The organism is Streptomyces sp. NPDC005706, assembly GCF_040631045.1.
Taxonomy (GTDB): domain Bacteria; phylum Actinomycetota; class Actinomycetes; order Streptomycetales; family Streptomycetaceae; genus Streptomyces.
The window spans coordinates 28,249-54,971 of record NZ_JBEXYS010000016.1 but is presented as its reverse complement, the minus strand read 5'-3'; the positions used below and the strand labels follow the sequence as shown (position 1 = coordinate 54,971).

The window sequence follows — 26,723 nt, the reverse complement described above, 5'->3', positions numbered from 1 at the left end:
GGGAGCGTCCATGGCCTCGGACCACATCCGCCGCTGGGAGTCCGGAGCGCTCGCGCACGCCGTCACGGACCCCTTCGGCCTCGGGCCGGTTCCCTGGCTGCGCGGCAGTGAGACGTACTTCGACGACACCGGGCACGTCGTGCCCTGGTACGTCGACCCGAGCCCGCAGCAGCCCGCCGGCGAGCGGCCGCGCGTCCCCGCGCCGCGCACGGCCGGACCGGGCCCCCGCTCGGCCGACGACGTGCACCGCCAGATCAAGGGCTTCACCTCCACCGGGGCGGTCGCGCCCGGCGAGGCGATCGACTTCCACATCACGGTCGACCCGCCGCAGCAGTTCGGCGTCGACATCTACCGGATCGGTCACTACGGCGGCGACGGCGCCTCGAAGATCACCACCAGCCCCCGGCTCTCCGGCATCGTCCAGTCCCCGCCGCTGGCCGCCGACCGCACGGTGTCCTGCCACCACTGGTGGCTCTCCTGGCGCCTCCAGGTGCCCTCGCACTGGACCGTCGGCGCCTATGTGGCCGTCCTCACCACCGCCGACGGCTACCGCTCCCACGTGCCCTTCACGGTCCGCGACAACCACCCGGCCGACCTGCTCCTGCTGCTGCCCGACATCACCTGGCAGGCGTACAACCTCTATCCGGAGGACGGCCGTACCGGCGCCAGCCTGTATCACGCCTGGGACGAGAAGGGCTGTCTGCTCGGTGAGGCGGACGCGGCCACCACGGTCTCCTTCGACCGCCCGTACGCGGGCGCCGGACTGCCCCTGCACGTCGGCCACGCCTACGACTTCATCCGCTGGGCCGAGCGCTACGGCTACGACCTCGCCTACGCCGACGCCCGCGACCTGCACGCCGGCCGTGTCGACCCCACCCGGTACCGGGGGCTGGTCTTCCCCGGCCACGACGAGTACTGGTCCGTGCCGATGCGCCGGGCCGTGGAGAACGCCCGCGACCACGGCACCTCCCTCGTCTTCCTGTCCGCGAACACCATGTACTGGCAGGTGGAGCTGGGCCCGTCGGCGTCCGGCGTCCCCGACCGGCTGCTGACCTGCCGCAAGCGCAAGGGCCCCGGAAAGCCGGTGCTGTGGCGCGAGATCGACCGGCCCGAGCAGCAGCTCGTCGGCATCCAGTACGCGGGCCGCGTCCCCGAGCCGCACCCGCTGATCGTCCGCAACGCGGGCCACTGGCTGTGGGACGCGACCGGGGCGCACGAGGGCGACGAGATCGAGGGCCTGGTGGCGGGCGAGGCGGACCGTTACTTCCCGCGCACCCCACTGCCCGAGCACGACGAGCGCATCCTGCTCGCCCACTCCCCCTACACCGACGGCGACGGCGTCCAGCGGCACCAGGAGACCTCCCTCTACCGGGCCCCCTCCGGCGCCTGGGTGTTCGCCTCCGGCACCTTCGCCTGGTCGCCGTCCCTGGACCGCCCCGGCCATGTGGACCCCCGCATCCAGCGGGCCACGGCGAACCTGCTGGACCGCATCTGCAAACGGGACTGACCCTGGGCGCACCCCGATCACCCGCATACGGGAGAATCGACGCACTTGGACAGAACCACGCGGAGGAACCGTGTCCGGATTCGTAGAAAAGCCCGAGCCGATTCAGGTTCCGGGCCTGGTGCACCTGCACACCGGCAAGGTGCGCGAGCTGTACCAGAACGAGGCGGGCGACCTCGTGATGGTCGCCAGCGACCGCATGTCCGCCTACGACTGGGTGCTGCCCACGGAGATCCCCGACAAGGGCCGTGTCCTCACCCGGCTCTCCCTGTGGTGGTTCGACCAGTTGCGTGACCTGGCGCCGAACCATGTGATCAGCACCGAGCTCCCCGAGCACGCCCCCGCCGACTGGGCGGGACGCACGCTGGTCTGCAAGTCCCTGCGGATGATCCCGGTCGAGTGCGTGGCCCGCGGCTACCTCACCGGCTCGGGCCTCGCCGAGTACGACCAGTCCCGCACCGTCTGCGGGCTGGCCCTGCCCGAGGGCCTGGTGGACGGCTCGGAGCTGCCCGCCCCGATCTTCACCCCGGCCACCAAGGCCGAGGTCGGCGAGCACGACGAGAACGTCTCCTACGAGGAGGTCGCCCGGCAGGTCGGCGCGGACACCGCCGCCCAGCTCCGGCAGGCCACGCTCGCCGTGTACTCCCGCGCCCGGGACATCGCCCGCGACCGCGGGATCATCCTGGCCGACACCAAGTTCGAGTTCGGCTTCGACGGCGACACCCTGGTCCTCGCCGACGAGGTGCTCACCCCGGACTCCTCCCGCTTCTGGCCGGCCGACCAGTGGCAGCCCGGCCGCGCGCAGCCGTCGTACGACAAGCAGTACGTCCGGGACTGGCTGACCTCCGCCGAGTCCGGCTGGGACCGCCGGAGCGAGCAGCCTCCGCCGGCGTTGCCCCAGCGGGTGGTCGAGGCGACCCGGCAGAAGTACGTGGACGCGTACGAGCGGCTGACCGGCACCGCCTGGTCCTGACGCCCATGCCCCCGGAGAAGCTCCGGGGGCATGCGAAAAGCCCCCGGCCGGAACCGGGGGCTTCGTCATGGAGCGGACGACGAGGCTCGAACTCGCGACCTCAACCTTGGCAAGGTTGCGCTCTACCAACTGAGCTACGTCCGCACTGCGCCGTGGCGCGAGAGCAACTATACCCAACCTCGCGGGTGCGCGGGACGCACTGCCGCACGGCGGTCCCGGCACCGGACCGCGTCGCGTCCGGGGAAGGCCGGTCCCGGACGCCCGGAGAGTCTCCGGCGGGGCCAACTCCACGTCGGCGCAGTGCTTTCCGGGGTGCGTGATGCGGATGGTGCGCGTGAGCCCTCGCGCACCGGCCTGGCCCGGCGCCGGCCGTGCGGATGTGGCGACCCTCACATGTCCGGTGCCCGCGGGAAGCGTTCGGGAAGGGCCGACGCACGAAAAAGCCCCGGTCCAGAAGACCGGGGCTTTTTTCCCGAGCGGACGACGAGGCTCGAACTCGCGACCTCAACCTTGGCAAGGTTGCGCTCTACCAACTGAGCTACGTCCGCACTGCTCCCGACCGGCTCCCACCGATCGGTGCGAGCACCAGCCTACCTGATCCACAAGAGTGGTCGGTGTGACCGGTGCCAGAGCGGGTGACAGGAATTGCACACTGCGCCTTCCCCCTGGAAGGGGGATGTTCTACTACTGAACTACACCCGCACGATCCTCGGGATCCGGCCCTTCGGCCTCGCCCCTCGGCGTGTCCCAGACATTAGCTGATCAGCAGGGGGGTAGCGCAAGTCGGCTGACGGCGTGGCCAAGTGCACGGCCCTCAGGGTCCGCTGACGGACCCTGAGGGCTCGCCCCTTCGCGGGTCCTCACTGCGCGGCGCTGAACGCCTCGTAGACCTTCTTCGGGATCCGCCCGCGCGCCGGCACGTCCATCTTGTTCGCCTGGGCCCAGGCACGGACGGCGGCCGGGTCGGGGGCGACCTCCGTCTGCTTGTACGCCTTGCCGGAACGCGAGCGCTTGCGGCCCGCCTCCACGTAGGGCGCGAGCGCTTTGCGCAGTTCTCCGGCGTTGGTTTCGTTCAGGTCGATCTCGTACGACTTGCCGTCGAGTCCGAAGGCGATCGTCTCCGCCGCTTCCGAGCCGTCGATGTCGTCAAAGAGAGTGACCACGACTTTTTGCGCCACGAATATCGGTCCCTTCGTGCGGCACGTCGATACAGCTCATCCGGCGATGACGTGCCGAGTATCGGCTATTGCCAATTCATTTGTACAGTGCCCGGCAATGCAAAGTGAAGCCCGACTAAATCCGCCCGCGTGTCCCCGTGCAATAGATGTCGTGGGTGGGTCTGTGGAACTTTCCCAGAACTTTTCGCGAGGGGGCGCGCCTGTCACCCGATCGTGATGCGGCTCACGTAGTTTCCTACAACTCTACCCGCGTAGAAATTTTGGGCGGGTAGTCTGAAGGAACCTGCTCAGCACCACACACCGGGAGTGCCAGTGGCACGCGTCGTAGTCGACGTCATGCTCAAGCCGGAGATCCTCGACCCCCAGGGCCAGGCGGTCCAGCGTGCGCTGCCGCGCCTGGGTTTCGAAGGGATCTCGGACGTCCGTCAGGGAAAGCGTTTCGAACTGGAAGTTGACGGGCCGGTCGACGAGGCCGTGCTCGCCCGCATCCACGATCTTGCGGAATCCTTCCTCGCCAACACGGTGATCGAGGACTTCATCGTCAAGGTGGAAGAGGGTGCGGAAGTCGCGGAGGCGGCCAAGTGACCGCTCGTATTGGCGTCGTCACTTTCCCGGGAAGTCTTGACGACCGGGACACCCAGCGCGCGATCCGCCTCGCGGGTGCCGAACCGGTCGCGCTGTGGCACAAGGACAAGGACCTCAAGCAGGTCGACGCCGTTGTGCTGCCCGGCGGTTTCTCCTACGGCGACTATCTGCGGGCCGGCGCCATCTCCCGCTTCTCGCCGGTGATGGAGACGGTCATCGAGCAGGCGAAGGCCGGACTTCCGGTCCTCGGCATCTGCAACGGCTTCCAGGTCCTCACCGAGGCCCACCTCCTGCCGGGCGGCATGCTGGGCAACGACCACCTCCACTTCATCTGCCGCGACCAGAAGCTGCGGGTGGAGAACGCGGAGACCTCGTGGACCGGTGACTACCGCCAGGGCCAGGAGATCCACATCCCGCTGAAGAACATGGACGGCCGGTACGTCGCAGACCGGTACACGCTCGACAAGCTGGAGGCGGAGGGCCGGGTCGCGTTCCGGTACCTGGACTTCAACCCCAACGGCTCGCTCAACGACATCGCCGGCATCACCAACGAGGCCGGGAACGTCGTCGGCCTCATGCCGCACCCCGAGCACGCCGTCGAGCCGCTGATCGGTTCGGGCCGCACCGACGGCCTTCCCTTCTTCACCTCGATCCTCAAGAAGCTGGTCAACGCATGAGCCGGACGCCTCTGGACACGGTCGAGCACGCGGCCGCGACCCCCGACGTCGAGCTGCCCTGGGCCGAACTCGGCCTGAAGAAGGACGAGTACGAGCGCGTGGTGGAGATCCTCGGCCGCCGCCCGACCGGCGCCGAACTCGCCATGTACTCGGTCATGTGGTCCGAGCACTGCTCGTACAAGTCCTCCAAGGTCCACCTGCGCCAGTTCGGCGAGAAGGCCCCCCAGTCGGACGCGCTGCTCGTCGGCATCGGCGAGAACGCCGGTGTGGTGGACGTCGGCCAGGGATACGCGGTCACCTTCAAGGTCGAGTCGCACAACCACCCGTCGTACGTCGAGCCCTACCAGGGCGCGGCCACGGGTGTCGGCGGCATCGTCCGCGACATCATCGCGATGGGCGCGCGCCCGGTGGCCGTGGTCGACCCGCTGCGCTTCGGCGCGGCCGACCACCCCGACACCAAGCGGGTGCTGCCCGGCGTCGTCGCCGGCATCGGCGGCTACGGCAACTGCCTGGGCCTGCCCAACATCGGCGGCGAGGTCGTCTTCGACGCCTGCTACCAGGGCAATCCGCTGGTCAACGCCGGCGCCATCGGTGTGATGCGGCACGAGGACATCCACCTCGCCAAGGCCTCCGGCGCGGGCAACAAGGTCGTCCTGTACGGCGCCCGTACCGGCGGCGACGGCATCGGCGGCGCGTCCATCCTCGCCTCCGAGACCTTCGACGACGCCAAGCCGTCGAAGCGGCCCGCCGTCCAGGTCGGCGACCCCTTCCAGGAGAAGCTCCTCATCGAGTGCACCCTGGAGGCGTTCAAGGAGAAGCTGGTCGTCGGCATCCAGGACCTCGGCGCGGCCGGCCTGTCCTGTGCCACGTCCGAGCTGGCCTCCAACGGCTCCGGCGGCATGCGCGTCACCCTGGACGACGTACCGCTGCGCGACTCCACGCTCTCGCCCGAGGAGATCCTCATGAGTGAGTCGCAGGAACGCATGTGCGCGGTGGTCGAGCCGGAGAAGGTCGACCGGTTCCTCGAGATCTGCGACAAGTGGGACGTCATCGCCACCGTCATCGGCGAGGTCACCGACGGCGACCGGCTGGAGATCTTCTGGCACGGCGGCAAGATCGTCGACGTCGACCCGCGCACGGTCGCCCACGAGGGCCCGACCTACGAGCGCCCGTACGCCCGCCCGTCCTGGCAGGACGAGCTCCAGGCGGACGACGCGAACAAGCTGCCGCGGCCGGCGACTGGCGAGGAGCTGAAGGACCAGGTCCTGAAGCTGGTGTCCTCCCCCAACCAGGCCTCCAAGAAGTGGATCACCTCGCAGTACGACCACTTCGTGCAGGGCAACACCGTCCTCGCCCAGCCCGAGGACTCCGGCATGATCCGCATCGACGAGGAGACCGGCCTCGGCGTCGCCATCGCGACGGACGGCAACGGCCGGTACGCCAAGCTGGACCCGTACACGGGCGCCCAGCTCGCCCTCGCCGAGGCCTACCGCAACGTGGCGACGACCGGCGCCAGGCCGCTCGCCGTCTCCGACTGCCTGAACTTCGGCTCGCCCGAGGACCCGGCGGTGATGTGGCAGTTCGCGGAGGCCATCCGCGGGCTCGCGGACGGCTGTCTCCAGCTCGGCACGCCGGTGACCGGCGGCAACGTCTCGCTCTACAACCAGACCGGTGAGGCGGCCATCCACCCGACGCCGGTGGTCGCCGTTCTCGGCGTCATCGACGACGTGGCCCGCCGCACCCCGGTCGCCCTCCAGGAGGACGGCCAGCTCCTGTACCTCCTCGGCGACACACGTGAGGAGTTCGGCGGCTCGGCCTGGTCCCAGGTGGTCCACGACCACCTCGGCGGCCTGCCCCCGAAGGTCGACCTGGAGCGCGAGCGGCTGCTGGCCGAGATCCTGATCTCCGCCTCCCGCGACGGCATGATCGACTCCGCGCACGACCTGTCCGACGGCGGTCTGGTCCAGGCGGTCGTGGAGTCGGCGCTGCTCGGCGGCAAGGGCGCCCGGCTGGTCGTCCCGGACGGCCTGGACGCCTTCACCTTCCTGTTCTCCGAGTCGGCCGGCCGCGCCGTCGTCGCCGTGCCGCGCTCGGAGGAGGTCCGCTTCAACGACATGTGCGGCGCACGTGGCCTCCCGGCCACCCGCATCGGTGTCGTGGACGGCGACTGTGTCGAGGTCCAGGGTGAGTTCGCGCTCTCCCTCACCGAATTGCGCGAGGCCCACGAGGCGACGATCCCGGCCCTGCTGGCGTAACCCTCACCCGCGCACCGCGCACACAGGCCCCGTCCGGCGTCCCGGACGGGGCCTCGTGCGTCCACCGGGGCCGAGCCCGGCGGGCCGCCCCCGCGACACCGCCCCACGCCGGCGAGGGTGCCGCCCGCCGTGGGCGCCGGCTGCGGCGGCCACCACCCTGTCCGAGCCCGCCCGTCCGGCACAGCGGCCCCGCCCGGGGCCGGCTGTCCCCGGGCAGCGGCCGGGAGCGGGCAGGGCGGCAGCACCGCGGCCACCGCCCCGGAACGCGGTGTCCACCGCGGAGGCGCACACCGCCACGCACGCGCCGCCGCCCACGCCCCGGACGCGCCCGGCCGCCCCGCCCCGCCGTGGCGAGCCGCGCACGGGGAGACCGGCTGATCCCGGGCCCCCGCGCGGCATAGGGTCACTGCCATGTCTCCGGCCAAGAGGCGCGCCCGCGCCTACGACCCCGCCAGAACCCGTGCCGCGGTCCTCGCCCAGCTCGGCAACGTACGGGAGGCCGTCCGGGGCCTCGGTCCCGAGCAGCTCGCCCTGCCCACCCGGCTCGGCGGCTGGACCGTGCGGGAACTGGTCGCGCACATCGGCATGGCCGTCACCGCGGTCCAGCGGTCCGCGGAGCTGCCGGCCCCGCCGAAGCAGGACGTCCCGGTGGCCGAGTGGCCCTTCGCCACCACCGCGAACTCCGCCGCGATCGACGAGTTCACCCGTGGCCTGGTCACCGAGCGGCCCGACCTGGACGCCTACCTCGCCGAGGCCGACGCAGGCCTGCGCGCCCTGCTCGACGCCCACCCCGGCGGCCGGCTCCTGCGGACCAACGCGGGCGCCCTCCCGCTGGACGACTACCTCGTCACCCGCGCCGTCGAACTCGTCGTGCACACCGACGACCTGAACGCCGCCGTGCCCGGCCTGGAGGTGCCCCACGACCGCCAGGCGCTGGCCGCGGCCACCCGGCTCCTCGCCGACGCCCTCGCCGTGAAGGCGCCCGGCGCCTCCACCGAGGTGCGGGTGCCGCCGTACGCCGTGGTGCAGTGCGTCGAGGGGCCCCGGCACACCCGGGGCACCCCGCCCAGCGTCGTGGAGACCGACCCGCTGACCTGGATCCGGCTGGCCACCGGCCGGCTGGACTTCGCGGCCGCCGTGGCCGAGGCGCTGGTCAGCGCCAGTGGGGAGCGCGCCGACATCGGGGAACTGCTGCCGCTCATGGCGTGACGGAACCGGCGGCCGGGGCGCCGCGTCGAATCCGTATGAACCGGTACAAGCAGCGCATGTCCCTGACGGTGGCCGCCGTGCTCGTCCCGCTCACGGTGGCCTGTGGCAGCACCCACGCCGGGCAGGCGAACAGCGGCTCGGCGGGTGTGCGGCAGCCCGTGACCGGCGTCGACTGGCGGGTCGACGGCCTCACCGCCGACGGCACCACCCTGCGGGCACCCGCCACCGCGCGCCTGCGGATCGGCACCGACGGACAGGCGGGCGGCAACCTCGGCTGCAACGGTTTCGGCGCCCGGGCCACCGTGCACGGCGACCGGATCACGTTCGGCGACATCCGGTCCACCAAGATGGCCTGCGACGAGGACCGCATGACCTTCGAGCGCGCCTTCGCCCGTTTCCTCACCACCGGCACGATCACCGCCAGGACCGCCGACGGGAAGCTGACGCTCACCGACGGCGACGGCGACCGGCTGCACCTCAGCCGCGGCGCACCCGAATGATGTGCGACACCTCACTCACACACCCCGCCGACGGCTCCGGACCACTGCCCTGGGGAGCGGGCCCACACCCGATTACGGACCCGTATAACTGAGCTGACCTGCGAAAACCAGGAAACCGACAAGGTGATCGGCGAACGCCGCTCCGAGGCCGCCGCGCATCCCCAATTCGGACCAGTGGTCGACCTCGCCTACACTCGGAGCCGTGCCACGTGGTGACGGTCGACTCAATCACGATCTGCTTCCCGGCGAGAAGGGCCCCCAGGACGCTTGCGGCGTCTTCGGTGTCTGGGCTCCGGGTGAAGAGGTCGCAAAGCTCACGTACTTCGGGCTCTACGCCCTCCAGCACCGGGGTCAGGAATCCGCGGGAATCGCGGTCAGCAACGGCTCCCAGATCCTCGTCTTCAAGGACATGGGCCTGGTCTCCCAGGTCTTCGACGAGACCTCGCTCGGTTCGCTCCAGGGTCATATCGCGGTCGGACACGCCCGCTACTCGACCACCGGCGCATCCGTGTGGGAGAACGCCCAGCCGACGTTCCGTGCCACCGCGCACGGCTCGATCGCGCTCGGCCACAACGGCAACCTGGTCAACACGGCGCAGCTCGCCGAGATGGTCGCCGACCTGCCCAAGGACAACAACGGCCGCTCCACCCGGGTCGCGGCCACCAACGACACCGACCTGCTGACGGCCCTGCTGGCCGCCCAGGTCGACGAGGACGGCAAGCCGCTGACCATCGAGGAGGCCGCCCACTCGGTCCTCCCGCGGGTCAAGGGCGCCTTCAGCCTCGTCTTCATGGACGAGCACACCCTCTACGCCGCCCGTGACCCGCAGGGCATCCGCCCGCTGGTTCTCGGCCGGCTGGAGCGCGGCTGGGTGGTCGCCTCCGAGTCCGCCGCCCTCGACATCTGCGGCGCCAGCTACGTACGCGAGATCGAGCCGGGCGAGTTCGTCGCCATCGACGAGAACGGCCTGCGCACCTCCCGATTCGCGGAAGCGAAGCCCAAGGGCTGTGTCTTCGAGTACGTGTACCTGGCCCGCCCGGACACCGACATCGCCGGCCGGAACGTGTACCTCTCCCGCGTGGAGATGGGCCGCCGCCTCGCCAAGGAGGCCCCGGCCGAGGCCGACCTGGTCATAGCGACCCCGGAGTCGGGCACCCCGGCCGCCATCGGCTACGCGGAGGCCTCCGGCATCCCGTTCGGCGCCGGCCTGGTGAAGAACGCCTACGTCGGCCGGACCTTCATCCAGCCCTCGCAGACCATCCGCCAGCTCGGCATCCGCCTGAAGCTGAACCCCCTGAAGGAAGTCATCAAGGGCAAGCGGCTGGTCGTCGTCGACGACTCGATCGTGCGCGGCAACACCCAGCGGGCCCTGGTCCGCATGCTGCGCGAGGCGGGCGCGGCCGAGGTCCACATCCGGATCTCCTCCCCGCCCGTGAAGTGGCCCTGCTTCTTCGGCATCGACTTCGCCACGCGCGCGGAGCTGATCGCCAACGGGATGACCATCGACGAGATCGGCACCTCGCTCGGCGCCGACTCGCTGGCGTACATCTCCATCGACGGCATGATCGAGGCGACCACGATCGCCAAGCCGAACCTGTGCCGCGCCTGCTTCGACGGCGAGTACCCGATGGACCTGCCGGACCCCGAGCTGCTCGGCAAGCAGCTGCTGGAGACCGAGCTCGCGGCCGGCCCGGCCGCCACGGCCGCCTCCGACGCGATCCGGCGCCCGTAACACCCCTGCAGTACGACACGAAAGCTCTCACAGTCATGTCTGAGACAACTGGTGCCAGCTACGCAGCGGCGGGCGTCGACATCGAGGCGGGCGACCGCGCCGTGGAACTCATGAAGGAGTGGGTGAAGAAGACCCGGCGCCCCGAGGTGCTGGGCGGCATCGGCGGCTTCGCCGGACTCTTCGACGCCTCCGCCCTCAAGCGTTACGAGCGCCCGCTGCTCGCCTCCGCCACCGACGGCGTCGGCACGAAGGTCGACATCGCGCGCCGGCTGGGCGTCTACGACACCATCGGCCACGACCTGGTCGCCATGGTCATGGACGACATCGTGGTGTGCGGTGCCGAGCCGCTGTTCATGACGGACTACATCTGCGTGGGCAAGGTCCACCCCGAGCGCGTCGCGGCCATCGTCAAGGGCATCGCGGAGGGCTGTGTACTGGCCGGCTGCGCCCTGGTGGGCGGCGAGACGGCGGAGCACCCGGGCCTGCTGGGCGAGGACGACTTCGACGTCGCCGGCGCCGGAACCGGCGTCGTGGAGGCGGACCGGCTGCTGGGCCCGGATCGCATCCGCAAGGGTGACACCGTGATCGCCATGGCGTCCTCCGGGCTTCACTCCAACGGGTACTCCCTGGTCCGCCATGTGCTGCTGGACCGCGCCGGCCTGGCCCTCGAGTCCGAGGTGGCCGAACTGGGCCGCACCCTCGGCGAGGAGCTGCTGGAGCCCACCAGGATCTACTCGCTGGACTGCCTGGCGCTGACCCGCACCACCGAGGTGCACGCGTACAGCCACGTCACCGGCGGCGGGCTCGCGGCCAACCTGGCCCGGGTCGTCCCCGACGCGCTGCACGCCGTGGTCGACCGCTCCACCTGGACCCCGGGCGCGGTGTTCGACCTCGTCGGCAGGACCGGTGACGTCGAGCGCCTGGAGCTGGAGAAGACGCTGAACATGGGCGTCGGCATGATCGCGATCGTCCCCGAGGAGTCCACGGACGTGGCCCTCACGACCCTGGCCGACCGCGGGGTCGACGCATGGGTCGCGGGTGAGATCACCGACCGCGGCGGCAAGGAGACCGGCGCCGAGCTGGTCGGGGACTACGCGGTCTGAACCCGCGGACAGCACAGAAGCCGGTCGGTGGCTGTGCCACCGACCGGATACGTGCTCAGTGCAAGGTCAAGCGCCGCGACGATGTTGTGAGGGACCCTCGTCCTCGTCCTCGTCGTCCTCATAGAGGTCGGCGTAGCGCGAGTACAGGTCGTCGTCTTCGTCCTCATCGTCCTCGAACGGCTCGCCGTTCGGCGGCTGGCTCGAAGTTGATGCGCCCAGTTCATTGGCCAGACGTGACAGGTCAGTCCCACCGCTGTTGTACTTCAGCTGGCGGGCGACCTTCGTCTGCTTGGCCTTGGCCCGGCCGCGCCCCATGGCTCGACCCCCTCGGTGACGGGGCTCGACGGCCCCAGAGTCTGACACGCGTTCATGATCGGAACGGGCCCTCCGTGGAGAGGCCGGTCCGTAGGGCTTCCACGGTACCTGAGCCCACGCCCATACGGTACGTCGCCCGCAGCACGCGCGTGTGCACAGGACCCTCGAGGTGCCCCGTCCTCGCTGGTCAATGGCGATTTTAACCACTTATCGGGGTACGACCCGCCGACGGAAGTGAGAGTTCTCTCCAAGTTCCCGTCGGCGGGTACCGCTCACCTGTGCGATCGGACGTCCGATCGCGGTGACCGGAGGGCCGGTGGCGGCCCGGGTCAGCGGGCCGCGCGGGCCTCGGCCATCCGCTGCTCGGCGATCCGGTCGGCCGCCGCGGCCGGCGGGATCCCGTCGGCCTTCGCACGTGCGAAGATCGCCAGGGTGGTGTCGAAGATCTTCGCCGCCTTCGCCTTGCACCGGTCGAAATCGAACCCGTGCAGCTCGTCCGCCACCTGGATCACACCGCCCGCGTTCACCACGTAGTCCGGCGCGTAGAGGATCCCGCGGTCGGCGAGGTCCTTCTCCACGCCCGGGTGGGCGAGCTGGTTGTTGGCGGCGCCGCAGACCACCGTCGCGGTGAGCACCGGCACGGAGCGGTCGTTCAGCGCGCCGCCGAGGGCGCAGGGCGCGTAGATGTCGAGCCCCTCGAGACGGATCAGCGCCTCGGTGTCGGCGACCGCCGTCACCTCGGAGTGCTGGTCGAGGACGCGCCGGACGGCCTCCTCGCGCACGTCCGTGATCACGACCTCGGCGCCCTCGTCCAGCAGGTGCCGTACCAGGTGGTGGCCGACCTTGCCGACGCCGGCGATGCCGACCTTGCGGCCGCGCAGCACGGGGTCGCCCCACAGGTGCTGGGCGGAGGCGCGCATGCCCTGGTAGACGCCGAAGGCGGTGAGCACGGAGGAGTCGCCGGCGCCGCCGTTCTCGGGGGAGCGGCCGGTGGTCCAGCGGCACTCGCGGGCCACGACGTCCATGTCGGCGACGTACGTGCCGACGTCGCACGCGGTGACGTAGCGGCCACCGAGCGAGGCGACCATGCGACCGTAGGCGAGCAGCAGCTCCTCGGTCTTGTCGCGCTCCGGGTCGCCGATGATCACGGCCTTGCCGCCGCCGTGGTCCAGACCGGCCATGGCGTTCTTGTACGACATACCGCGCGCGAGGTTGAGGGCGTCGGCGACGGCCTCCGCCTCGGTGGCGTAGGGGTAGAAGCGCGTACCGCCGAGGGCCGGGCCCAGGGCAGTGGAGTGGAGGACGATCACGGCCTTGAGACCGCTGGCGCGGTCCTGGCAGAGCACGACCTGCTCATGGCCGCCCTGGTCCGACTGGAACAGGGTGTGCAGGACATCAGCAGGCGCGCCGGTTACGTCGGTCACTGTGGTGACTCCTGTGTAAGTAGCGGCGAGTGGGGTGCGGCCCCGTACGGGTGGCGGGGTCGTGGCATGAGCGTAGAGCCTCGGGTCCCTCACCATCCGCGCAGTGTTAAGGATCACTCTCCGGAGCCGTGTACGCACGTATCACCGTGAAACGATTTGGTGTGGTTTCGAGCCGGGCCCGATGGGGAGGGAGCAGGCGTGCCCAAGGTGTCTGCCGTGGTCGTCCCGTATGCCGCCTATCTGCGTGTGTACGAGCCGCTGACCGCCTTCCCGGAGCCCGAGCGCACCCACTGGGCCCGTTACGCCCGGCGCCCGGACCGCCCCTCCTACCAGGACGAACTGCGCCGCTCGCTCGCCGACTTGCTGCCCACCCCGCCGGTCCCGGTACCGGTGCACGAGAGCGGCGACGCCTTCGTGCTGGAGAGCGACGGGGTCCTCTGCGTCTGCCCCTGGCGGACCCGGCTGCGCGGCTGGCTGGCCCTGGCGGGCCTCGGTGAGGAGCTGCCCCCGCCGGTGCTGGACGCGGTGCTGCCGCCGGTGGTGCGCCGCCAGGCCGCCCAGGACTACGAGCGCTGGCTGGCCCGCAACCCCGACGCCCGCCCCTGGATCCGCACCGCGACCTGGCAGATCCCGCTGAACTGGTTCGTGCTGGTCGCCGACGAGGAGCGGCGGTACGACAAGGCGTCCGGCGAGGTGCCGCCGATGCTGCGCTACCGCACCCCGATGGTGCAGGCCCGGCGGCGGGTGGCCCGGGCGCTGCGCACGCTGAAGGACACCATCGAGGAAGGGCCGCTGATCGACGGCCTGGTGGACGTCGGCCGCTGGCTGGAGGAGTTCCACCCGCGCTCGGTGGTCGAGCTGGACTACGGCGGGCTGGTGCACGCGGTGCCGGCCGGTGACCTGGCGGACGACCACTCGGCGGCGGACGTGGCCGATGGCATCGAGGCGCTGCGCCGCGGCGACGGGACGGCCGCCGGTGAGGCGTACGGACGGCTGGTGGAGCGGTGGCGGACGGTACGGGACCGGCGCTCCGCGAACTGAGTGACGTACGTCACGGTCCGAATCGCCCCGAACAGCGTACGGTCATGGCCACTTGAACCACCTGACGGGATGTTGGTCCCGATCCGGGCTTATGTCCCAAGGGTGATGGACAGCACTTACAAGTGCCTTGCCCTGGTTGCCACCCCTCATGCCAAAATAGGACAAGGAGTCCGGGGAGGGCTCCTCCGCTCAACTATGCTCCATCATGGGCGGATTCTCCGCATTGCACGCTATAGGGGGTCTGGTGACTCCTGATCGCCGCTGTGACTGATCGTCACAGTGACGTGACTGTCCGCTATGGCATGGTCCATCGGCTTCCGTCGCTGATGAACACCTGGGAGGGCAATTCCATCGGTTTGGCCGACGCGGCTGGACAGATGGTGTAGTTGTAGTGCCGAGGACAAGCCGTTCGTCCTATAACCGACTCGACCCGCGTGCACCATTTCGGGCAACGCGGGTCAAGGTGCAGAATTTAGAGGAAAGAACCGAGAAGGTTCGGTTCTCCCGAGGAGGCCGCTCATGACCGCTCGCACCCCTGATGCCGAGCCGCTGCTGACCCCGGCTGAGGTCGCCACCATGTTCCGTGTCGACCCCAAGACGGTCACGCGGTGGGCGAAGGCCGGCAAGCTCACATCGATCCGTACGCTCGGCGGGCACCGCCGCTACCGCGAAGCCGAGGTCCGCGCACTGCTCGCGGGCATCCCGCAGCAGCGCAGCGAGGCCTGAACAACTGAAAACCGGGCGAAACGGCCGTTCCCCAAACTGGCCGCGAAGCCCGAAACCCTAGCTCCAAGCGACGCGGGACCTGCCCCAACAGGGCCCACGCCCAGGCCGAAGAGAACGTTGTTGGCAGCGACACAGGGTGCGTCGTAGATCGCGCTGGACTCCGCCGGGTCCAGCGCGATCTTTTTTGTGCCCTGGTCGACGGCCCGGTGCGGCGGTTGTGAGCGTCCTTGTCGGACTCTGGGGAGGGCTGTCGGATCGGCTGTTCGCGCCCTCTGAGAGCGGTGCAATTGCACATATTAAATTGACCAGTTGTATGAGGGGGGTAAGTTCCGCAGTTTTGAAAACTCATGCGGTGACTCCCGTCACACGTCAAGGTCCTTGTTGTCCGCGGCTCGCGTGCGCTAATGGGACATCGCGAACTCCAGCACCCCCCGCACGTACGGGTGTTGGGCCGGCCCGACCGTGATCACGCGCTGCGCGGCCGCTCGTCCTCGACGGACTCCTCGTCCGCCTCCGGGGAATACGGGCCGGCGTCCATCACCAGCCGCAGCAGGCGATGACAGACGGGGCAGTGACGGGTGAGATGCCCGCAGGACGACGCGGCCGACAGATGCGCCCTCAGCAGCGCCCGCGTCTCGTGCCTGGCCGACGCCGCCATACGCCACCTCCAGGGGCCGCCGAGGGGAGAACACGCCCTGCCTTCTGGGTACCGAGCGAAGATGGCGCCGTCAAGGGCGCGGACGGCCGCGCCGACCCCGGAGGGGCGGGCGGAGCAGGAGCGGGCGACACAAAAGAAGGGCCCCTCACGGGGCCCTTCCTCAACTGCGGTCCTGACGGGATTTGAACCCGCGGCCTCCACCTTGACAGGGTGGCGAGCACTCCAAACTGCTCCACAGGACCAGGTTTCGCGGCACTCGGTGTTGCGCTGTGCTGCGAGAAGGACTGTACAGGAGGGTGAGCCCCGGGTCGAACTCACCCACCGTACCCGTCCGGCTACGGCGCCGCCGCGTCGATCGCCTTCACGATCCTCTTGTCCGAGACCGGATACGCCGTACCCAGCGCATGGGCGAAGTAACTGACCCGCAGCTCCTCGATCATCCAGCGGATGTCCAGCACCTGCCGCGGCACCGGCCGCCCCTGGGGAAGCTGCTCCAGCAGCCAGGCGTACTCGTCCTGCATCTCGTGGACCTTCTCCATACGGGTGGTGTCCCGCTGGACGCCCGAGGGCATCTGCTGCAGACGCCGGTCCGCGGCCACCAGGTAGCGCATCAGGTCCGGCAGCCGCCGTATCCCCGCCCACGTCACGAAACCGGGCTTCACCAGCGCGTCGAGCTGCTTGCGGACGTCCGTCAGGTTCGCCAGCAGCGCTGGGCTGCCCACGGCCTTCAGACGGCGCTCACAGGCCTGCCAGGCCGCCAGCACCTGCTGCACCTGCCCGACCGTACGGACCGTCGTGTCGACGATCTCCGCGCGTACCTTGTCGTACAGCTTCCGGTACGACTCCTCGTCCCACACCGGCCCGCCGAAGTCCGCGATCAGCTTGTCCGCCGCCGCCATCGCGCAGTCGTCGAAGAGCGCCTGCACCGAACCGTGCGGATTGGCGGAGAGCGCGAGCTTCTGGGCGTTCGTGAGGCGATCGCTCGCGAACTTCGCCGGATTCACCGGGATGTTGCGCAGGATCAGCCGGCGAATGCCCTTCCACATCGCCTCGGCCTGCTCCGCCTCCGTGTCGAACAGCCGCACCGAGACCGTGTCACCGTCGTCCACCAGCGCCGGATAGGCCTTCACCGGCTGCCCCGCCCGGCGCGTCTCGAAGACCCGGGACAACGTGCCGATCGACCAGTCGGTGAGACCCGCCCGCTCCAGGGACTCCCCGCCCTGCCGGGAGGCGGTGGCGGCCGCCGCCTGCGACAGCGCCTCACGCGCCTTCGGCTTCAGCCGCAGCCGCAGCGCCTCCAGATCCTTGTCCTCGGCGATCTTGCGGCGCCGCTCGTCGACGATGCGGAAAGTGACCCGCAGATGGTCCGGGACCTTCGACCAGTCGAAGTCCTCCGCGTCGAAGGGCACACCGACCATGCGCCTCAGCTCACGCGCCATCGTCACCGTCAACGGCTCCTGCAACGGAACCGCCCGCTCCAGGAACGCCCTGGCGTAGTTCGGCGCGGGCACGTAATTGCGGCGGACCGGCTTCGGAAGGGAACGGATCAACTCCGTCACCACCTCCTCCCGCAGCCCCGGGATCTGCCAGTCGAAGCCCTCGTGGGTGACCTGGTTGAGCACCTGCAGCGGAATGTGCACGGTCACACCGTCCGCGTCCGCACCCGGCTCGAACTGGTACGTCACCCGGAACTTCAGCGGACCCTGACGCCAGGAGTCCGGATAGTCCGCCTTGGTGACCGCCTCCGCCGACTCCCGGATGAGCATCGCCCGCTCGAAGTCCAGGAACTCCGGCGCCTCATGCCGCTTCCGCTTCCACCAGGAGTCGAAATGGGCACCGGACACCACATGTTCGGGCACCCGCTGGTCGTAGAAGTCGAACAGCGTCTCGTCGTCCACGACGATGTCCCGGCGCCGCGCCCGGTGCTCCAGCTCCTCGACCTCACTGAGCAGCTTGCGGTTGTCGGCGAAGAACTTGTGATGCGTACGCCAGTCACCCTCCACCAGCGCGTTGCGGATGAAAAGCTCCCGCGACACCTCCGGATCGATCCGGCCGTAGTTCACCTTCCGCTGCGCGACGATCGGCACGCCGTACAGCGTCACCTTCTCGAACGCCATCACCGCCGCCTGGTCCTTCTCCCAGTGCGGCTCGCTGTACGTCCGCTTCAGCAGATGACCCGCGAGCGGCTCCACCCACTCCGGCTCGATCTTCGCGTTCACCCGGGCCCACAGCCGGCTCGTCTCCACCAGCTCCGCCGACATCACGAACCGCGGCTGCTTGCGGAACAGCGCCGACCCCGGGAACACCGCGAACTTGGCGTTGCGCGCGCCCAGATACTCGTTCTTGTTGCCGTCCTTCACGTCCTTCATCCCGACGTGGGACAGAAGACCGGCCAGCAGGGAGACATGGATCCGGTCGGCCGGCGCCTCCTCCTCGGCGAGATGGATACCCATCTGCTTGGCCACCGTGCGGAGCTGGGTGTAGATGTCCTGCCACTCACGGATCCGCAAGAAGTTCAGGTACTCCTGCTTGCACATCCGCCGGAACGAGCTGGAACCCCGCTCCTTCTGCTGCTCACGCACATACCGCCACAGATTCAGATACGCGAGGAAGTCGCTGGTCTCGTCCTTGAACCGGGCATGCTGCTGGTCCGCCTGGGCCTGCTTCTCCGCCGGACGCTCCCGCGGGTCCTGGATCGACAGCGCCGCCGCGATCACCATCACCTCACGGACACAGCCGTTCCTGTCGGCCTCCAGCACCATCCGGGCCAGCCGCGGGTCGACCGGCAACTGGGCCAGCTTCCGGCCGGTGTCCGTCAGCCGCTTGCGCGGATCCTTCTGAACCGGATCCAGCGCGCCCAGCTCCTGCAGCAGCTGCACACCGTCGCGGATGTTGCGATGGTCCGGCGGATCGATGAACGGGAACCTCTCGATGTCCCCGAGACCGGCCGCGGTCATCTGCAGGATGACGCTCGCCAGATTCGTCCGCAGAATCTCCGCGTCCGTGAACTCCGGCCGCGCGAGGAAGTCGTCCTCGCCGTACAACCGGATGCAGATGCCGTCCGACGTGCGGCCGCAACGGCCCTTGCGCTGATTGGCGCTCGCCTGCGACACCGGCTCGATCGGCAGCCGCTGCACCTTCGTACGGTGGCTGTACCGCGAGATCCGGGCAAAACCCGGATCGATGACGTACTTGATCCCCGGCACCGTCAGCGACGTCTCCGCGACGTTCGTCGCCAGCACGATCCGGCGGCCCGTGTGCGGCTGGAAGACCCGGTGCTGCTCCGCGTGCGAAAGCCGCGCATACAACGGCAGGATCTCCGTGAACCGGTAATCCCTCCTCGTGAGGGCGTCGGCGGTGTCCCGGATCTCGCGCTCGCCGGACAGGAAGACGAGAATGTCCCCCTTCCCCTCCGCCATCAGCTCCTCGACGGCATCGGTGATCGCGGTGATCTGATCCCGGTCAGCGTCGTCGGAATCCTCCTCCAGCAGCGGCCGGTACCGCACCTCCACCGGATACGTCCGCCCACTCACCTCGACGATCGGCGCGTCACCGAAATGCCGGGAGAAACGCTCCGGATCGATGGTGGCCGAAGTGATGACGACCTTCAGGTCCGGCCTGCGCGGCAACAACTGCGCGAGGTAACCCAGCAGGAAGTCGATGTTCAGCGACCGCTCATGCGCCTCATCGATGATGATCGTGTCGTAGGCGCGCAGCTCACGGTCCGTCTGGATCTCCGCCAGCAGGATGCCGTCCGTCATCAGCTTGATGAACGTGGCGTCCGGATTCACCTGATCGGTGAAACGCACCTTCCAGCCCACAGCCTCCCCGAGCGGCGACCGCAGTTCCTCCGCGACCCGCTCGGCGACCGTACGCGCGGCGATCCGGCGCGGCTGCGTGTGCCCGATCATGCCGCGCACACCACGACCCAGCTCCAGACAGATCTTCGGGATCTGGGTCGTCTTGCCCGAACCCGTCTCACCCGCCACGATCACCACCTGGTGATCGCGAATGGCGGCCGCGATCTCGTCCTTCTTCTGGCTGACCGGCAACTGCTCCGGATAGCCGACGGCAGGCACACGGGAGCGCCGCTCGTCCATCCGGGCCTCGGCCCTGCCGACATCACCCTCGATCTCGGCGAGGACGGCGGCACGGGCCTCCGGCTTACGAATCTTGCGCGCGCCCTCGAGCCGCCGGCCGAGCCGGTGCGCGTCGCGCAGCGAGAGCTCGGTCAGACGGGGAGCGAGGGTGCCGAGGGCGGAGGCGGGATGCGTAGACATACGCGGTCCAGGATCTCACCTCACGGAAATCCCTGGCGAACGATTTGCACGCGGGCCGCGCCGGGGCCCCCGCGCACCGCGCCCGGCCCGCCCCACGGGACAGGCACCGTCAAGCCGTCGACGGAGGACCCGATGACCTAGCGTGGGCGACATGTCCGATTCGCCGCACGGTGCCCACGGCCGGCCGCCCACCCGGACCGAGCACTGGGCCGCCTTCCGCGAATCACCCTTCCTGCCCGCCACCGTCCTGCTGCTCATCCTCGCCGCCGCGGCCGGACTCTTCGCAGGCTCCTACACCTACGCGATGGCCAACCCCACCCCGCACGCCATCCCCACCGCAGTCATCGGCCCCCACGGCGAACCGGCCGCCCGGCGGTTCATCGACGGCATGGAGCAGGCCCTGGGAGCCTCCCTGGAACTCCAGCCCTACGACACCCGGCAGGACGCCGTGCGGGCCGTCGACGAACAGAAGGTGTTCGCGGTCGTCGAGGCACCCGCCGACGGCCGGACGATCGTCCTCGACGTCTCCGCGGCATCCGGAGCGACCGTCGCCCAGCTCCTCGGAGAATCGGCGGTCAAAGTGAGCGAGACCACCGGCACCACCGTGACGGTACGCGATCTCAAACCCCTGCAACGGGGCGATCCACGCGGCCTCGCCATCTTCTACATCTCACTGGCCGCCGTGATCATCGGCTTCGTCGGCTCCATCCAGATGAGCGTGCACGCACGGGGCCTGAACCCGCTGGAACGCATCGCCTTCACCGCCGCCTACGCCCTGCTCGGCGGCTTCACCATCGCCGCCGTGGTGGACTGGCTGCTCGGCGCACTGGACCTGCCCTTCGTGGAGTCCTGGCTGATCCTGGCCCTGACGATGTTCGCCTCCGGCATGGTGTTCACGATGTTCAACACCCTGGTCGGCCGCTGGGCCATGCTGCCCACCTGGGGACTGATGGTCCTCCTCGGCAACCCCTCGTCCGGCGGCGCCGTCTCCTGGCCGCTCCTGCCCTCCCCGCTCGGCGTCATCGGCCGCTGGCTGCCACCAGGAGCCTCCGTCAACGCCCAGCACACCGCCGTCTACTTCCCCGGCCACCAGCACGCCTTCCCGTTCCTGGTACTGGCGGGCTGGGCCGTCGTCTCCGGCGCCGTCTTCCTGACCTGGCGCCACCGCCACCCGGGCGGCCGCTAGGAAACAGGCGGATCGGCGGCCGCCGCCGCCCTCTCCCCCCGGCCCGCACCGTCGCCGAGGGCGATCGACCGCGCCGTGTTGGAGACGGCCTTGATCCCCAGATAAGCGGTGGTCATGCTGCTCACCGCGGTGAACGCGGCGGTCAGCACACCGACGATCACGGCCTTGTCCCCGTCCAGCCGCCACACCCCGAAGGCGGCCACCCCGGCGATCGCGACATTGCTCACCACAACGGCCAGTAACCCGTACCGGGCCCGGTACTTCTCCACCTCGACATCCCGCACCACACGCGCCTCGCCCCGGCCCATCATTCCCCCGTCCCCCACGAACCGTCCGTCCCCAGCAGCGAGAACGTAGCGCCCCTGACCGGCCGCCGCCACCGGCCCGGGACGCCTGGGCCGACACGCTCCTGGAACGCAACAAGGCCCCGATCCGAGGATCGGGGCCTTTCTTGTGGCTGGGGCCGGGGTCGAACCGGCGACCTTCCGATTTTCAGTCGGACGCTCGTACCAACTGAGCTACCCAGCCACGAGGCTTCCGAGGAAGCCTCAGCGGTCCTGACGGGATTTGAACCCGCGGCCTCCACCTTGACAGGGTGGCGAGCACTCCAAACTGCTCCACAGGACCAAGCTTGCGTGCAACAGTGTCGCACACGGTATTGCGTGCCCCCAACGGGATTCGAACCCGTGCTACCGCCTTGAAAGGGCGGCGTCCTAGGCCGCTAGACGATGAGGGCTATCGGCCCGCCTGCGCGCTTCTCAGCGCGTCGGGGACGTGAGAAGCATATGGGATGGCGGCGGGGTTCGCCAAAACGGTTTACGGGGAGGCGGGGGAGGCGGTGTCCGGGCCGGAGGTGGTGCGGGGGCGGCGGTGGTCGAGGACGTCCTCCGGGAGGTGGCGGCTCACCTCCGCCGTGGTCAGGCCGAGGCCGCCGAGCCTGATCTCGTCCCAGGCCTGCAGGCGGTGGCTGTCGCGGTCCACGTAGAGGATCGAGGCCTCGATGGGATCGGGGTACTTGCCCTCCACCGCGCGCAGGCCGCTGCCTCCGGTCGAGCCCTCCATGCGCAGCCGGGTGCCGTACTTCAGCAGCTCGGTGCCCTCGTGGTGCAGGTGGCCGCAGAGCACCAGGGGCACCTGGCCGTCCGTCTCCCGGGCCGCCACGGGTTCGTGGGCGACGGCCACGTCGACCGGGGTGCCGGCCGCCCGCTGGTCGCGCAGGGCCGAGGCCAGGCGGTCGCCGGCGAGTCGTTCGGCCGCGTCGCCGCCGGGGGCCACCGAGCGGTCGGGGGTGTACTGGGGGTCACCGGTCCCGGCGAAGCGCAGGCCGGCGACGGTCCGCGCGCGGCCGTCGTCCAGGACGTGGACGTTCTTCATGCGTTCCAGGTAGCGCTGGGTGGCGCGCGAGTCGTGGTTGCCGCGGACCCAGACGTAGGGGGCGCCCAGGTCGGCGATGGGGTCGAGGAAGCCGTTCTCCGCCGCCGTGCCGTGGTCCATGGTGTCGCCGGAGTCGACGATCACGTCGACCTTGTACTGCTTCACCAGCGAGGCGATGATCTTCCAGCTCGCCGGGTTGAGGTGGATGTCGGAGACGTGCAGGACGCGGAGGGTGGCCGGGTCCGGCTGGTAGGCGGGGAGGGTGGACGTGACGTCGTAGAGCTTGGTGACGTTGGTGACCAGGCGGGCCAGTTCCTGCTGGTAGACGTCGAATTCGGTGACGATGCTGCGTGCGTTGCCGACCACGGACGGGGCTGAGGACAGCAGGCCGGAGAACCGGGGTTCGAGGACGGACTTGGGGTTCCAGGTGGCGTAGGCGCAGGCGCCGGAGGCCGCGAGCAGGGTGAGGGCGAGTCCGCCGGCCGTGACGGCGCGGCGGGGGCGGCGGTAGACGGCGAGGCCGAGGGCGGTGGCGCCGGTGACGACGGCGACGCCGGAGCGCAGGGCGAGGTCGAGGGTGCCGTGTTCGACGTCCCGGGCGACCTCGTCCTGGAGGCCGGAGATGCGTTCGGGGTGGTCGACGAGGGCCTGGGCCCGGGGCGGGTCGAGCTGGTCGACGTTGACGTCCAGGCGGACGGGGGCGATGTGGCTGTCCAGGGTCAGCGCGCCGAGCGGGGAGACGTTGATCTTCGTCCCGCCGGTGAGGGAGGGGCGCAGCGCCATGGTGGTGTCCATCGGGCCGACCGGGGCTCGTACGTTGCCGACGACGAGCAGGCCGAGCCAGGCGCCGACGAGGACGACGGCGGTGAGGCCGAGGGCGTTCAGCCAGGGCCGGGGGCGGGTGGCCAGTTCGAGGTCGGGGAGGGTGCGGGGGGTGCGGGTGCGGTCGGGTTTGCGGTGGAGCCTGCGGTTCAGGGCTGCGACGGGGACGCGGACCATTGGGGCCGTATGCCCGCGCTCCGGTGTGGATATGCGGGGTTCGGCCCTCTCGTGCGGCGGTTCCGTACCGGACAATGACCGTGTGCTGGAGATGACGCGCGAGGAGTTCGAGGAACTGGTCGCCGAGGCGCTCGACCGGATTCCCCCGGAGTTGATGCGGCTGATGGACAACGTCGCCGTGTTCGTCGAGGACGAACCGCCGGCCGATGATCCGGAGCTGCTCGGGTTGTACGAGGGGACGCCGCTGACGGAGCGGGGGGAGTGGTACGCGGGGGTGCTGCCGGACCGGATCACGGTGTACCGGGGGCCGACGTTGCGGATGTGCGGGTCGCGGGAGGACGTCGTGGCCGAGACGGAGGTCACGGTGGTGCACGAGATCGCGCACCACTTCGGTATCGATGACGCCCGGCTGCACGCGCTCGGTTACGGGTGAGCGGGTGGGGCGGGTTCGGTCGTGGTGCGTGTCCTCTTGCGGGCGGCGGGAGTTGATGAGGTTGACTTCCTTTTCCGCCTTCGGAGGTGGCCGCCGTGCGCCGCTTGTACGTTCCCGTCCGTCTGGCCGTCACGGTGCTGGCGGTGTCCGTGGCCGCGGGGTGTGTGAGCGTCGGTGAGGACGACGGCGGAGCCCGGCCCGCGCATTCGGCGGGGCAGCGTGGGGGTGAGGCGCCGGACGGTGTTCCGGGGGGCGGCGGGGGTGGTTTCGGGTACGGCGGTCCGGGGGGTGACGGAAAGCACGAGCACGGGGGGAAGGTGAAGCCCGGGAAGTCGGCGTCGGCGTCGGTGTCGCCGTCCGGGGAGGATCGTGAGCCGTCGGAGTCCGCGCGGCCGGGGAAGAGCTCGCAGCCGGGGGATCCTGCGCCGACGAAGGCCGAGCCGTCGCCTCCGGTGACCTCGGCTCCGCCTGAGCCTCCGGTGTCGACGCCGCCCGGGCCGACGTCGGAGCCGCCGTCGGCGGAGCCGTCCTCGTCGGCCCATGAGGAGGCGAGGGCGCAGTTGGTGCGGCGGGAGCCGGCGCCGGCGGCGGGGGTGCCGGCGTGAGGTGAGGGGCTGGCGGCGCTGCTGACCTGGGGCTATGGGGTCCGGTTTGCCTTTGGGGGTGGTGGGTGCGTATGGTGGTAGATCGTTTGATCCCATTTGCCCGGCGCCACCACAGAGCGCGCCGTGTGGCGCGTACTCTCCCTTGCCGTGGCGGACCGCATTGAGGCGGTCGTATGCGAATCACGGAGTTGACGGGCGCGTGCCGAAGAGACTCCGGAAGGTTTCGCATTCGCATGTCCGTGTCCAGTACTGATCAGATCGTCATGCCCGAGAACGAGAACGTCAAGGACGAACTCGTGGACGGGACGACCGAGATCACCGAGGTCCCCGAGACCACTGACACCCCTCAGTCCCCCCAGATCACCTTCGCCGACCTCGGTCTCCCCGAGGGCGTCGTGCGCAAGCTCGCGCAGAACGGCGTGACCACCCCCTTCCCGATCCAGGCCGCGACCATCCCGGACGCCCTGGCCGGCAAGGACATCCTCGGCCGTGGCCGCACCGGTTCCGGCAAGACCCTCTCCTTCGGTCTGCCGACGCTGGCCACGCTGGCCGGCGGCCGCACCCAGAAGCACAAGCCCCGCGCCGTCATCCTGACCCCGACGCGTGAGCTGGCCATGCAGGTGGCCGACGCCCTCCAGCCGTACGGCGACGTCCTCGGCCTGAAGATGAAGGTCGTCTGCGGCGGTACGTCGATGGGCAACCAGATCTACGCCCTGGAGCGCGGTGTCGACGTCCTCGTCGCCACTCCGGGCCGGCTGCGCGACATCATCAACCGCGGTGCCTGCTCGCTCGAGGACACCCAGATCGCCGTCCTCGACGAGGCCGACCAGATGTCCGACCTGGGCTTCCTGCCCGAGGTCACCGAGCTGCTCGACCAGGTTCCGGCGGGCGGCCAGCGGATGCTGTTCTCCGCGACCATGGAGAACGAGATCAAGACGCTCGTCGACCGCTACCTGAACGACCCGGTCAGCCACGAGGTGGACGCGGCCCAGGGTGCGGTGACGACCATGTCGCACCACATCCTCATCGTGAAGCCGAAGGACAAGGCGCCGGTCACGGCCGCGATCGCCTCCCGCAAGGGCCGCACGATCATCTTCGTCCGTACCCAGCTGGGTGCGGACCGGGTCGCGGAGCAGCTCCGTGAGGCCGGTGCGAAGGCCGACGCGCTGCACGGCGGCATGACCCAGGGCGCCCGGACCCGGACGCTGGCCGACTTCAAGGACGGCTACGTCAACGTCCTGGTCGCGACGGACGTCGCGGCGCGCGGCATCCACGTGGACGGCATCGACCTGGTGCTGAACGTGGACCCGGCCGGCGACCACAAGGACTACCTGCACCGGGCCGGCCGTACGGCGCGTGCGGGCCGTACCGGCACGGTGGTCTCCCTGTCGCTGCCGCACCAGCGGCGCCAGATCTTCCGGCTGATGGAGGACGCGGGCGTCGACGCCGCGCGCCACATCATCCAGGGCGCCGGCGCCTTCGACCCGGAGGTCGCCGAGATCACCGGTGCCCGGTCGATGACCGAGGTCCAGGCCGAGTCCGCGAACAACGCGGCCCAGCAGGCCGAGCGCGATCTGGCCCAGCTCACCAAGCAGCTCGAGCGCGCCCAGCGCCGGGCCGCCGAGCTGCGCGAGGAGGCCGACCGGCTGGTCGCGCGGGTCGCCCGGGAGCGTGGCGAGGACCCGGAGACCGCGGTGGCCGAGGCCCAGGCGGCCGCGGCGGAGGCCGTGGTCGAGGCCGCGGCGCAGCAGCCGGCGGAGCGCGAGACGGAGCGTGAGGACCGTCCGGCGGCTTCGGCGCCGTACGAGCGCGGCGACCGTGGCGGTCGTGGTTTCGAGCGTCGTGACGACCGTGGCGACCGTGGTGGCCGTGGTTTCGAGCGTCGTGACGACCGTGGCGACCGTGGTGGCCGTGGTTTCGAGCGTCGTGACGACCGCGGTGACCGTGGTGGCCGTGGTTTCGAGGT

21 protein-coding genes and 7 tRNA genes are annotated in these 26,723 nt (G+C 70.1%); 14 read left to right on the top strand and 14 right to left on the bottom strand.

Annotated elements, in window-relative coordinates; genetic code table 11:
- The first annotated feature begins 10 nt into the window (after positions 1 to 10).
- Together ABZ478_RS24305 and ABZ478_RS24300 are read left to right on the top strand one after the other, a co-directional pair.
- The gene (locus tag ABZ478_RS24305) at positions 11 to 1,507 is read left to right on the top strand and encodes a N,N-dimethylformamidase beta subunit family domain-containing protein (RefSeq protein WP_359552665.1); all 1,497 of its coding nucleotides are present in this window, start codon (positions 11 to 13) and stop codon (positions 1,505 to 1,507) included.
- A 70-nt stretch (positions 1,508 to 1,577) separates the two neighbouring features.
- Complete coding sequence (locus ABZ478_RS24300; RefSeq protein ID WP_359552663.1) at positions 1,578 to 2,477, top strand: phosphoribosylaminoimidazolesuccinocarboxamide synthase; 900 nt, start codon at positions 1,578 to 1,580, stop codon at positions 2,475 to 2,477.
- Between the two features lie 68 nt (positions 2,478 to 2,545).
- Here the strand turns inward: ABZ478_RS24300 and ABZ478_RS24295 are convergent.
- From ABZ478_RS24295 to ABZ478_RS24280, 4 genes are all read right to left on the bottom strand, one after another.
- Positions 2,546 to 2,621: transfer RNA gene (locus ABZ478_RS24295), tRNA-Gly, on the bottom strand.
- 331 nt (positions 2,622 to 2,952) lie between these two features.
- A tRNA-Gly gene (locus tag ABZ478_RS24290) sits at positions 2,953 to 3,025 on the bottom strand.
- 82 nt (positions 3,026 to 3,107) lie between these two features.
- Positions 3,108 to 3,179: transfer RNA gene (locus ABZ478_RS24285), tRNA-Gly, on the bottom strand.
- Positions 3,180 to 3,337: 158 nt separating this feature from the next.
- Positions 3,338 to 3,655 (bottom strand): Lsr2 family protein, encoded by a 318-nt coding sequence (locus ABZ478_RS24280; protein ID WP_250404435.1) that lies wholly within the window; start codon positions 3,653 to 3,655, stop codon positions 3,338 to 3,340.
- Positions 3,656 to 3,967: 312 nt separating this feature from the next.
- Between ABZ478_RS24280 and purS the strand changes: the two genes are divergently transcribed.
- The 7 genes from purS to purM all read left to right on the top strand — a co-directional run bounded on the left by purS (position 3,968) and on the right by purM (position 11,716).
- Entirely contained in the window at positions 3,968 to 4,240 is a 273-nt protein-coding gene (gene purS, locus ABZ478_RS24275) for a phosphoribosylformylglycinamidine synthase subunit PurS (protein ID WP_250404436.1), read from the top strand.
- Positions 4,237 to 4,917, top strand: coding sequence for a phosphoribosylformylglycinamidine synthase subunit PurQ (gene purQ / locus ABZ478_RS24270; RefSeq protein WP_358939494.1), 681 nt, complete (start codon positions 4,237 to 4,239; stop codon positions 4,915 to 4,917). Before purS ends, purQ begins: the two co-directional genes overlap by 4 nt.
- Positions 4,914 to 7,172 carry a phosphoribosylformylglycinamidine synthase subunit PurL gene (gene purL / locus ABZ478_RS24265; protein WP_359552661.1) on the top strand — a complete coding sequence of 753 codons (2,259 nt, stop codon included), beginning with the start codon at positions 4,914 to 4,916 and terminating at the stop codon, positions 7,170 to 7,172. The genes purQ and purL overlap by 4 nt, the downstream gene beginning before the upstream one ends.
- A gap of 411 nt (positions 7,173 to 7,583) precedes the next feature.
- A complete protein-coding gene (locus ABZ478_RS24260) occupies positions 7,584 to 8,381 on the top strand; it encodes a sterol carrier family protein (protein ID WP_359552660.1) in 798 nt (265 codons plus the stop codon).
- Between the two features lie 56 nt (positions 8,382 to 8,437).
- Positions 8,438 to 8,881, top strand: coding sequence for an META domain-containing protein (locus ABZ478_RS24255; RefSeq protein WP_359552658.1), 444 nt, complete (start codon positions 8,438 to 8,440; stop codon positions 8,879 to 8,881).
- Positions 8,882 to 9,083: 202 nt separating this feature from the next.
- Positions 9,084 to 10,613, top strand: coding sequence for an amidophosphoribosyltransferase (purF, locus tag ABZ478_RS24250; RefSeq protein ID WP_359552657.1), 1,530 nt, complete (start codon positions 9,084 to 9,086; stop codon positions 10,611 to 10,613).
- A 35-nt stretch (positions 10,614 to 10,648) separates the two neighbouring features.
- Positions 10,649 to 11,716, top strand: a complete 1,068-nt coding sequence (gene purM, locus ABZ478_RS24245) for a phosphoribosylformylglycinamidine cyclo-ligase (RefSeq protein WP_359552655.1) — start codon at positions 10,649 to 10,651, stop codon at positions 11,714 to 11,716.
- A 66-nt stretch (positions 11,717 to 11,782) separates the two neighbouring features.
- Here the strand turns inward: purM and ABZ478_RS24240 are convergent, their stop codons facing one another.
- On the bottom strand, positions 11,783 to 12,031 hold the full coding sequence (locus ABZ478_RS24240) for a DUF3073 family protein (RefSeq protein ID WP_199211120.1): 249 nt from the start codon (positions 12,029 to 12,031) through the stop codon (positions 11,783 to 11,785).
- Positions 12,032 to 12,360: 329 nt separating this feature from the next.
- Positions 12,361 to 13,455 carry a Glu/Leu/Phe/Val dehydrogenase dimerization domain-containing protein gene (locus tag ABZ478_RS24235; protein WP_359552653.1) on the bottom strand — a complete coding sequence of 365 codons (1,095 nt, stop codon included), beginning with the start codon at positions 13,453 to 13,455 and terminating at the stop codon, positions 12,361 to 12,363.
- A gap of 198 nt (positions 13,456 to 13,653) precedes the next feature.
- On the opposite strand from ABZ478_RS24235, the gene ABZ478_RS24230 reads away from it, so the two are divergent.
- Both ABZ478_RS24230 and bldC read left to right on the top strand, forming a co-directional pair.
- Positions 13,654 to 14,496: a hypothetical protein gene (locus ABZ478_RS24230; protein ID WP_359552651.1), complete on the top strand. Its 843-nt coding sequence runs from the start codon at positions 13,654 to 13,656 to the stop codon at positions 14,494 to 14,496.
- Between the two features lie 519 nt (positions 14,497 to 15,015).
- A complete protein-coding gene (gene bldC / locus ABZ478_RS24225) occupies positions 15,016 to 15,222 on the top strand; it encodes a developmental transcriptional regulator BldC (protein WP_003949541.1) in 207 nt (68 codons plus the stop codon).
- Between the two features lie 466 nt (positions 15,223 to 15,688).
- Here the strand turns inward: bldC and ABZ478_RS24220 are convergent, their stop codons facing one another.
- The 3 genes from ABZ478_RS24220 to hrpA form a co-directional block, all read right to left on the bottom strand.
- Positions 15,689 to 15,880 carry a DUF6274 family protein gene (locus tag ABZ478_RS24220; protein WP_359552649.1) on the bottom strand — a complete coding sequence of 64 codons (192 nt, stop codon included), beginning with the start codon at positions 15,878 to 15,880 and terminating at the stop codon, positions 15,689 to 15,691.
- Positions 15,881 to 16,047: 167 nt separating this feature from the next.
- A tRNA-Asp gene (locus ABZ478_RS24215) sits at positions 16,048 to 16,122 on the bottom strand.
- A gap of 93 nt (positions 16,123 to 16,215) precedes the next feature.
- Positions 16,216 to 20,160, bottom strand: coding sequence for an ATP-dependent RNA helicase HrpA (hrpA, locus tag ABZ478_RS24210; protein ID WP_359552647.1), 3,945 nt, complete (start codon positions 20,158 to 20,160; stop codon positions 16,216 to 16,218).
- Positions 20,161 to 20,311: 151 nt separating this feature from the next.
- Here hrpA and ABZ478_RS24205 point away from each other — a divergent pair, with 151 nt between their 5' ends.
- Positions 20,312 to 21,346, top strand: coding sequence for an ABC transporter permease (locus tag ABZ478_RS24205; RefSeq protein ID WP_359552645.1), 1,035 nt, complete (start codon positions 20,312 to 20,314; stop codon positions 21,344 to 21,346).
- Here the strand turns inward: ABZ478_RS24205 and ABZ478_RS24200 are convergent.
- From ABZ478_RS24200 to ABZ478_RS24180, 5 genes are all read right to left on the bottom strand, one after another.
- Complete coding sequence (locus ABZ478_RS24200) at positions 21,343 to 21,654, bottom strand: hypothetical protein (protein ID WP_359552840.1); 312 nt, start codon at positions 21,652 to 21,654, stop codon at positions 21,343 to 21,345. The two genes, ABZ478_RS24205 and ABZ478_RS24200, sit on opposite strands and share 4 nt — an antisense overlap.
- A gap of 146 nt (positions 21,655 to 21,800) precedes the next feature.
- Positions 21,801 to 21,874 (bottom strand) — tRNA-Phe (locus tag ABZ478_RS24195).
- A 24-nt stretch (positions 21,875 to 21,898) separates the two neighbouring features.
- Positions 21,899 to 21,973: transfer RNA gene (locus tag ABZ478_RS24190), tRNA-Asp, on the bottom strand.
- A 36-nt stretch (positions 21,974 to 22,009) separates the two neighbouring features.
- A tRNA-Glu gene (locus tag ABZ478_RS24185) sits at positions 22,010 to 22,082 on the bottom strand.
- 80 nt (positions 22,083 to 22,162) lie between these two features.
- Entirely contained in the window at positions 22,163 to 23,719 is a 1,557-nt protein-coding gene (locus tag ABZ478_RS24180; RefSeq protein WP_359552643.1) for a metallophosphoesterase, read from the bottom strand.
- 82 nt (positions 23,720 to 23,801) lie between these two features.
- On the opposite strand from ABZ478_RS24180, the gene ABZ478_RS24175 reads away from it, so the two are divergent.
- Complete coding sequence (locus tag ABZ478_RS24175) at positions 23,802 to 24,152, top strand: metallopeptidase family protein (protein WP_351661397.1); 351 nt, start codon at positions 23,802 to 23,804, stop codon at positions 24,150 to 24,152.
- Positions 24,153 to 24,990: 838 nt separating this feature from the next.
- On the top strand, positions 24,991 to 26,723 hold a 1,733-nt coding region (locus ABZ478_RS24170; RefSeq protein WP_359552642.1), incomplete at its 3' end, for a DEAD/DEAH box helicase.